The organism is Thermococcus sp., assembly GCF_027012695.1.
Taxonomy (GTDB): domain Archaea; phylum Methanobacteriota_B; class Thermococci; order Thermococcales; family Thermococcaceae; genus Thermococcus.
This window is the reverse complement of the sequence record NZ_JALUYR010000049.1, coordinates 24,208-31,074: the sequence shown is the minus strand read 5'-3', so window position 1 is coordinate 31,074 and position 6,867 is coordinate 24,208. Positions and strand designations below refer to the sequence as shown.

Sequence of the window (6,867 nt, the reverse complement as noted above, 5' to 3'; positions counted from 1 at the left end):
CCCCATATGGGTCCACGACCCGCTCTGGACGCGCGAGAGCTTTGAAAAATCTCGGGCGAGGGGCTGGGTCGACGAGGAGAACATACTCGAGTTCGTCAAGTTTTCAGCTTATGCTGCGTGGAAGTTCTCCGACCTGGTTGACTACTGGGCGACCTTCGATGAACCCATGGTAACAGTCGAACTCGGCTACCTGGCTCCATACGTTGGCTGGCCGCCGGGGATAGTCAACCCCAAAGCCGCCAAGAGGGTCATCATCAACCAGATGGTGGCACACGCGAGGGCCTACGATGCGATAAAGGAGTTCTCAAGGGCACCGGTCGGCATAATCCTCAACATAATCCCGGCTTATCCCTTCAGGCCGAACGACGAGCGCGATGTCAAGGCCGCGGAGAACTACGACTACTTCCACAACAGGCTCTTCCTAAATGCAGTCAACGAGGGCAGGGTTGACCTCGACCTGAACTGGAGTGAGATTAAGATAGACCACCTTGCGAGGAACGACTGGATAGGTAACAACTACTACACCAGGGAAGTCGTTAAATGGGCCGAACCGAAGTTCGAGGAGCTCCCGATGGTGAGCTTCGTCGGGGTTGAGGGCTACGGCTATTCTGGAAACCCCAAGAGCGTCTCGCCAGACAACAACCCGACGAGCGACTTCGGCTGGGAGGTCTATCCAAAGGGGCTCTACGACTCCACGCTCGAGGCGGCCGAATACGGGAAGCCCGTGTTCATAACCGAGAACGGTGTTGCGGACTCAAAGGACGTCCTGAGGCCGAGGTACATCACGGAGCACGTTGAGCAGGTCAAAAGGCTCATAGAAAGCGGTGCCGACGTTAGGGGCTACTTCCACTGGGCTCTGACGGACAACTACGAGTGGGCCATGGGCTTCAAGATACGCTTCGGTCTCTACGAGGTCGATTTAATAACCAAGGAGCGCATTCCCCGCAGGAAGAGCGTTGAAACCTACGGAAGGATCGTGAGGGAGGGTTTGGAATGAAGACGATAGCCGTTGACGAGAGCACGTGGAAGAAGATAAAGATGCTCAAGGACAAGCTCGAGGCGAGGTCCTACGATGAGGTCCTCCAGAGGCTCATAGAGACCTGGCACCTCGTCGAGCTCGACAAGAAGGTTGACAACGTCATAATGGACGACGAAGAGGCGGAGATGCTGATAAACCTCCTTGAAAAGAAGAAGGGGAGTTGAAGATGCCCCTGCCCCCGGACATAACCTTCGACAGCAGAGCGTTATTGAAGATGCACACCGCGAGCAGGAAGAGACAGCTCGAGATAACGCTGGCGAAGTTCAACGTCTCCATCTCCGTCATCACGCTCTACCGCTACCTTTCAGTTAGGGCGTATCTAAAGAAGAACGTGGAGAATGAACTTGAGATCCTCAGGGACATCTACCAGGTGGTCCCGCTCGACGATGGTATCCTCGTGAAGGGCGCCATGATAGAGGCCAGCCTGCTCAAGAAGGGTCTGATGCTCGACCTTGAGGACATACTAACGGCGGCAACGGCCATACAGACAAGAAGTCTGCTCGTAACCGACGAACCCGGAAAATACGCCCCTTTGAGGCAGTTCGGCCTCGACACGATACACCTCGACAGGTTCCTCAAGGAGCTGGAGATAATGGTGAAGAGGGAGTTGGGTTAGACCAGCTCCGCGAAGGGGGTTATGTGCAGGAAAAGCGCCGGGAAGAAGCGCAGTCCCTCGGCGTACTTCACCCCCGCTTTTTTGCCGTAGTAGAGGCCGACCGTCCGCAGGAAAGGCTCCCACTTCTCCCACACATCGTCGGTGAACTGGCTTTTGTGCACCCTTATTGCCTTCAGCTTCAGCTCCATGAGGTCTGTTACATCCACGAAGTAGTTCGGCCTCGCCGTGTAGTAGAAACCGAGGACGTCAACCTGGTGCGGCTTTAGGCCCGCGTAAAGGTCGCTTTTGGCAACGTTCGGGAGCTGGGCGAAGGCCACCGCGTCGATCCCCATGAATCCGGCCCTTCTGTGGTCGGGATGGGCCTCGTAGGGTAACCACGGATCTGGAAGAAGAACCGCGTCCGGCCTTTCAGCGCGTATCACCTTCACAATCTCGTTCCTGACCGCTGGAGTATACTCAAGCTCCGTGTCGCGGTTGTCGAGCCACAGTATTTTCTCAACCCCCAGCAGCTTGGCGCTCTCTTCCTCCTCTTTACGCCGGATCAGGGCAAGCTCGTGGGCCGATAGACCTTCATCGGTCGTCCCCATCGAGCCATCGGTGAGGCAGAGGTAAACCACCTCGATTCCAGAATCGGTGAGGCGCTTTATCGTCCCTCCGAGGCCAATGGCACAGTCATCCGGATGCGGCTCGATGCAGAGGACCTTTTCAACGTCTTCAAAAGGGTTTGAGAGGTCGAACTCCAGAACCTCGTCGAGGAGCCTCCTGAAGGCCTCGTCGAAGTCGTTCATCTCCTCGAACATCTCCACCACCGTTATAAGCCAGGCTGGAATTACAAAATCCTCACGATATATAAATCCACCGGTGGGGCCGAGAGCCTTATTGGGCTGGAGCCTCTACGGGATTGGCCAGAGTATGGACGAGATGCTCAGGCTCGCGAGGGACTTTTACAGGGATGAGTACGCGGATTCGGTGCTCTACGCCCAGCTCGCCAAGACAGGGAGGGGTGCGATTCAGAAGTCTGGAGAGGGTGAAGGGAGAACTCACTTCGAGGCTCATGGAAGGAGGCATGCCCGGGGACATAGCGGAAAAGGCCGCGTTGATTTCCCTGCTTTCGGGCATCTCAATCAGGAGAAGGTCGTCGAGACGATGGCAACGGGACCGCGACAGTATCCCACGTCTCGGCACTTTAGAGGTATACACCATTAACGCGGAGCTTTTCCGCTGTTTTCCTGTTTTTCGTCGCTTGTGGCCAGTGTTTCATATCTGAAGGCCCGGGCGATGTAGAGAGCGTCGTGGACGGTGATTCCTTCCTCGTGGTAGCTCTCCTCGCTTCTCCGGGGTATTAAAGGGGGTTTTCAGAGAGTACAACGCTCGGAAGAACGTCCATTACCTGACAGCGCCGTTCAAACTCCTCCCGCCCAATGCGGTTGTACAGGGCGTGGTGCTTCCCCAGAGCCTTTGATACCTCGACCGGGGCGTATTCCAGCGAAAGGAGGTCGTTTTTCAGGAACTCTTCAACCCCTCCATCCCGGCTCCAGGAGGACGTATCTGGCTATCGAAGAGGCATCCATTATTATCACGATTCTCACTCACGTACTTTCTCCCGGTGCCACGCCCGGCAGGTGCGCCTCCGGTAAGGAGCCGGTGCATCTCCCGGAGTGCTTTTTCCTTTTCCTCTTCCTCGATCCTCTCCTCTATGAACCGCCGTATTCTCTCGCTCCAGTTTACGCCAAGATCCTTTATCTTAGCCTTAAGCTCATCGGGAATGCGAACGCTTATCACATCCATACGACACCACTTACAGTTTCGTCATACGACCCTATGGACTCTCTTCAGGTTTAGGGAAAAGCTCACACCTTCACGTGCTTCCACTTTCCGCGCTTGAAGGCCCACCAGAAGAGCCCCGCGGTTGCGAAGGTCTCGAGACTCATCGCCATCCATGCGGCGATAACGCCCAGCCCTTCGAAGTGAATCGGCCCCACCGTGAACCCGAAGCCGAGCAGGTAGGCAGGTAGCAGGCGGAAGAGGGGTTTGCTGACAGCGGTGATGTACATGGGCGTCTTCGTGTCCCCGGCACCCCGGAGAGCACCACCGAGGACAAAGAGCCAGCCGAGGGGAACCTCGCTTATCCCAACTATTATGAGATAGATGCTGGCGAGGCGCATCACCTCGCCGTAGTGGGGATCGCTGGGGCTTATGAAGGGCATCACGAGATAGCGGGGGAATGCTATCAGCACAATCGCCATCAGCCCCATGAAGACGCTCACCATTTTGAGGGCCTCGTAGACGATTTTCTCGGCCTTTTCCGGCTTTCCTTCACCGAGGCTCTGGCCAACGAGCGCGGCCGTGGCGACGTTAAAACCGAAGGCGGGCATGTAGGCTATGCTCTCGACCCTAAGCCCCACCTGATGGGCAGCGAGGGCTATCGTGCCGAAGCGCGTGACTATACTCATGTAGAGGAAGTTGTACAGGCTGAATATCCCCCGTTCTATCATCGTGGGGATGCCAATGCGGAGTATCCTGCCAGCTATCGCCGGGTCAAAGCGCCATCTGGGTCTGAACCGAAGAACGAGCCTCCCGCTCCAGAGGAGGTAGAGACCGGTGATCATCGAAACCGTTATACCTATCCCCGAGGCCCAGGCGGCTCCCACCGGGCCGAGTGCGGGAAAGCCAAACCTTCCGAAGATGAGGAGGTAGTCAAAGACCGCGTTCAGGACGTTCATCAGTATGCCAAGCTTCATCGGTGTTCTCGTGTCTCCGGCACCCCGGAGGGCCGAGAAGGCCGTGAAACCGACGAATCGTACCGGGTAGAAAGCGAAGAGAACTTTGATGTAATCGTAGCCGAGTTCAACAACATCGGGCTTCGCGCCCATTATCTTGAGTATGTCATCGCCGAGGAACCAGCCGAAGAGCATAACGGGAATTCCCAGGAGGAAAGCCAAGTAGATGCTCTGTTCGAGGGTCAGGGTGGCCTTCTCCAGATCTTTGGCCCCAACAAACCTGGAAACGAGGGCGAGCGTTCCGGTAGCGACCGCGGCCATTATCGGCATCATGAACCAGCTTACCTGGCCTCCAAGACCCACCGCTGCTAAAGCCAGTGCACCGAGCTGGCCCACCATCATCATGTCCACTAGGTTGAGCAGTGTCTGGGAGATGTTGCCCATTATGGCCGGCCAGGCCAGTTTCCAGAGGCGGCGCTGGTCTTCATTGAGCCGAATCATTAAGATGCCCCTCTAAACGCGGAGAAGAGTGTCTATGTTAATAAGGGTTGCGGTAAAAGAAAAGGATCAGTAGCGGAGGTTCCTCTTCTTCCTCCACTTGTGGGACCATCCATACTTCCTCATGCGCCTGCTCCTTCCAAAGCCACACGCCGCACAGTAGCCCTTCTTGATGTTGAAGGCCCTCTTCCCACAGCGCCTGCATTTGATGTGGGTCGGAGTGTGGTTCCTCTTGCCCTTCGGCGCGGTTCCGGCTCCCATTGTATCACCCCGTCAATCACTCGATCTCGACCGGGGAGATTGCCAGAACGTTGTCTCCCCTTATGACGATTTTACCGTACTTCTTAACTTCCTCGCCGTCCTGCATGAGCGATGCATCGGCGAGGACAACGTTCAGGTGGATATCGTAACCGATAAGCTTACCCCTGAACTCGGAACCCCTCTTGAGGAGCACGAGGACATCCTTGTCGAGGGACCTGTGGATAACATCGAGTGGTCTTTCCGCCATTTTCACGCACCTCCAAACAATCAAAGCTCATAGCGATAACGAGGAGAACGGTTTATAACTCTTTCCCCAAAATAACAGAGAGAAAGACCTTTCTTGAGTGTCAGCTATGTTGTTGCACTCTGGATAGGGGACTTATGGGATATCCTATATAAAATTAAATTTTGATTAGTAATTTTGGTTCAATGCATATTTCTACCACTCCTTAATTTTGGAAAAGCGAAAGGATTAAATACGATAACTGCGTTCCTTTGATTGACAACCCGGTTGGGGGGGGTCGAATGCGATAGAAAGTGGTATGGTTTGTACTCGGAATTTTAGTTGGTAGTCTTTTTGTTGTCTCAGCGTATCCAACGAACGGAAACAAGTCCACAAATCTCAGAGAGAAGATTAACAACACGGTTCCTGTTTACTACGTTGGTAGCGATATCCCCAAGTACTTTGTAAAGACAATGAGAGCAAATTCCACCCAAAATATCAGAGCTCCTCATATCCTTATTGTTGAGAGCTCTTACGTCGAAAACAATCCACGCCTCAAACAGCTCGTTAAAATGGAAATCCTCTCTGGGATTCCAGTGATAGTGATTGGAAATCCAAGTATCATTAACGAAACTTTCAAGGGACAGTTTTTTGCAGAGCTTGTAGCTGGTCAGGGACCAAATGGAAAAATTAACCATGCAACAGTTTATGGTTATGTAGTCTATTCTCACAATGGAATACTCCAAAGCAAAGAGTTCGTATCAATCGATTCAGTCTCCAATGCCCTTAGGGAAGCGTATGAGTGGGCAGTTAAAAATATCAAACCTAATGCTGGAACCTTCAAACTTGGAGTGGAGCCTCTCTCATCTGGAGCGTACTGGTCTTATCAGAACCAGCTTGATTTAACCACAGGGGAGAGCTGGAAACCGTACGGGAGGTTGAACGTGAGAACAATCTATTACAAACTCATGAACGATGGCTCATCCCAGTACGACTGGTATGATGTGCATGTAAAACAACAATCTGTTCCAGGTAAAGAGCTTGGATGGTCGGATTGGAGAACGGCCAGGATGTACACTTGGATAAAGGCCAACTACTACAACCCAAACGGCTTCCTCTCGGATTATTCCCCCACTACAACATCTGGAACAACAACGGTGGGAGTTTCGATAGGTGTTTCCGTAGGAGATGATGGGTCACAAGTAAGTGCATCTCAGTCGTGGAGTTATACGATCCCAGACGTTCAAGTTTACGATGAGAGCGACTATTCTCAGGAGCTCGCAAAGTGGGTGCATAAGATTGCACCTGATAAAGCCGTGGGAATGACTACATATCAGATAGAGCCAGGGGCTACATTGAGATTCCCTCAGGAGGACTATGGTACCAAGGCGTGGAGAGAACACTACGGTGTCCTCTACGCAAAACCCCCAAGCTGGTGGGAGCTCCCATGGGACTGGCATTATATTGGGGAAGACTGGATTGAGTTCCGCGTTTCCATGGGATGAATTTG

Annotated in this window: 10 protein-coding genes; 5 read left to right on the top strand and 5 right to left on the bottom strand. The window is 53.5% G+C overall.

What is annotated here, in order from left to right; translation table 11 throughout:
* From MV985_RS03555 to MV985_RS03545, 3 genes are all read left to right on the top strand, one after another.
* Positions 1–997: glycoside hydrolase family 1 protein (locus tag MV985_RS03555; RefSeq protein ID WP_297462401.1), on the top strand; the 997-nt coding region annotated here is incomplete at its 5' end.
* Positions 994–1,203 carry a hypothetical protein gene (locus MV985_RS03550; protein WP_297462385.1) on the top strand — a complete coding sequence of 70 codons (210 nt, stop codon included), beginning with the start codon at positions 994–996 and terminating at the stop codon, positions 1,201–1,203. The genes MV985_RS03555 and MV985_RS03550, both read left to right, overlap by 4 nt.
* Before the next feature lie 2 nt (positions 1,204–1,205).
* On the top strand, positions 1,206–1,655 hold the full coding sequence (locus MV985_RS03545) for a type II toxin-antitoxin system VapC family toxin (protein ID WP_297462377.1): 450 nt from the start codon (positions 1,206–1,208) through the stop codon (positions 1,653–1,655).
* On the opposite strand, the gene MV985_RS03540 is transcribed toward MV985_RS03545, so the two are convergent.
* A complete protein-coding gene (locus tag MV985_RS03540) occupies positions 1,652–2,455 on the bottom strand; it encodes a PIG-L deacetylase family protein (protein ID WP_297462442.1) in 804 nt (267 codons plus the stop codon). The genes MV985_RS03545 and MV985_RS03540 overlap by 4 nt on opposite strands.
* Before the next feature lie 61 nt (positions 2,456–2,516).
* On the opposite strand from MV985_RS03540, the gene MV985_RS03535 reads away from it, so the two are divergent.
* The gene (locus tag MV985_RS03535) at positions 2,517–2,861 is read left to right on the top strand and encodes a hypothetical protein (protein WP_297462371.1); all 345 of its coding nucleotides are present in this window, start codon (positions 2,517–2,519) and stop codon (positions 2,859–2,861) included.
* Between the two features lie 297 nt (positions 2,862–3,158).
* Here MV985_RS03535 and MV985_RS03530 read toward each other — a convergent pair whose 3' ends face one another.
* The 4 genes from MV985_RS03530 to MV985_RS03515 all read right to left on the bottom strand — a co-directional run bounded on the left by MV985_RS03530 (position 3,159) and on the right by MV985_RS03515 (position 5,381).
* Positions 3,159–3,443: a hypothetical protein gene (locus MV985_RS03530; protein ID WP_297462363.1), complete on the bottom strand. Its 285-nt coding sequence runs from the start codon at positions 3,441–3,443 to the stop codon at positions 3,159–3,161.
* Between the two features lie 62 nt (positions 3,444–3,505).
* Positions 3,506–4,876: an MATE family efflux transporter gene (locus MV985_RS03525; RefSeq protein ID WP_297462356.1), complete on the bottom strand. Its 1,371-nt coding sequence runs from the start codon at positions 4,874–4,876 to the stop codon at positions 3,506–3,508.
* A gap of 66 nt (positions 4,877–4,942) precedes the next feature.
* Positions 4,943–5,134 carry a 50S ribosomal protein L37e gene (locus tag MV985_RS03520; RefSeq protein ID WP_297462342.1) on the bottom strand — a complete coding sequence of 64 codons (192 nt, stop codon included), beginning with the start codon at positions 5,132–5,134 and terminating at the stop codon, positions 4,943–4,945.
* A gap of 16 nt (positions 5,135–5,150) precedes the next feature.
* Complete coding sequence (locus tag MV985_RS03515) at positions 5,151–5,381, bottom strand: LSm family protein (protein ID WP_297462335.1); 231 nt, start codon at positions 5,379–5,381, stop codon at positions 5,151–5,153.
* Positions 5,382–5,671: 290 nt separating this feature from the next.
* Between MV985_RS03515 and MV985_RS03510 the strand changes: the two genes are divergently transcribed.
* Positions 5,672–6,862: a hypothetical protein gene (locus tag MV985_RS03510; protein ID WP_297462327.1), complete on the top strand. Its 1,191-nt coding sequence runs from the start codon at positions 5,672–5,674 to the stop codon at positions 6,860–6,862.
* The last annotated feature ends 5 nt before the right edge of the window (positions 6,863–6,867 follow it).

Bases quoted from the DNA above. Each gene is read 5' to 3' on its own strand.
- MV985_RS03530 (WP_297462363.1), bottom strand. From the start codon at position 3,443: ATGGATGTGATAAGCGTTCGCATTCCCGATGAGCTTAAGGCTAAGATA.
- MV985_RS03550 (WP_297462385.1), top strand. From the start codon at position 994: ATGAAGACGATAGCCGTTGACGAGAGCACGTGGAAGAAGATAAAGATG.
- MV985_RS03515 (WP_297462335.1), bottom strand. From the start codon at position 5,381: ATGGCGGAAAGACCACTCGATGTTATCCACAGGTCCCTCGACAAGGAT.
- MV985_RS03520 (WP_297462342.1), bottom strand. From the start codon at position 5,134: ATGGGAGCCGGAACCGCGCCGAAGGGCAAGAGGAACCACACTCCGACC.
- MV985_RS03540 (WP_297462442.1), bottom strand. From the start codon at position 2,455: ATGTTCGAGGAGATGAACGACTTCGACGAGGCCTTCAGGAGGCTCCTC.
- MV985_RS03525 (WP_297462356.1), bottom strand. From the start codon at position 4,876: ATGATTCGGCTCAATGAAGACCAGCGCCGCCTCTGGAAACTGGCCTGG.
- MV985_RS03545 (WP_297462377.1), top strand. From the start codon at position 1,206: ATGCCCCTGCCCCCGGACATAACCTTCGACAGCAGAGCGTTATTGAAG.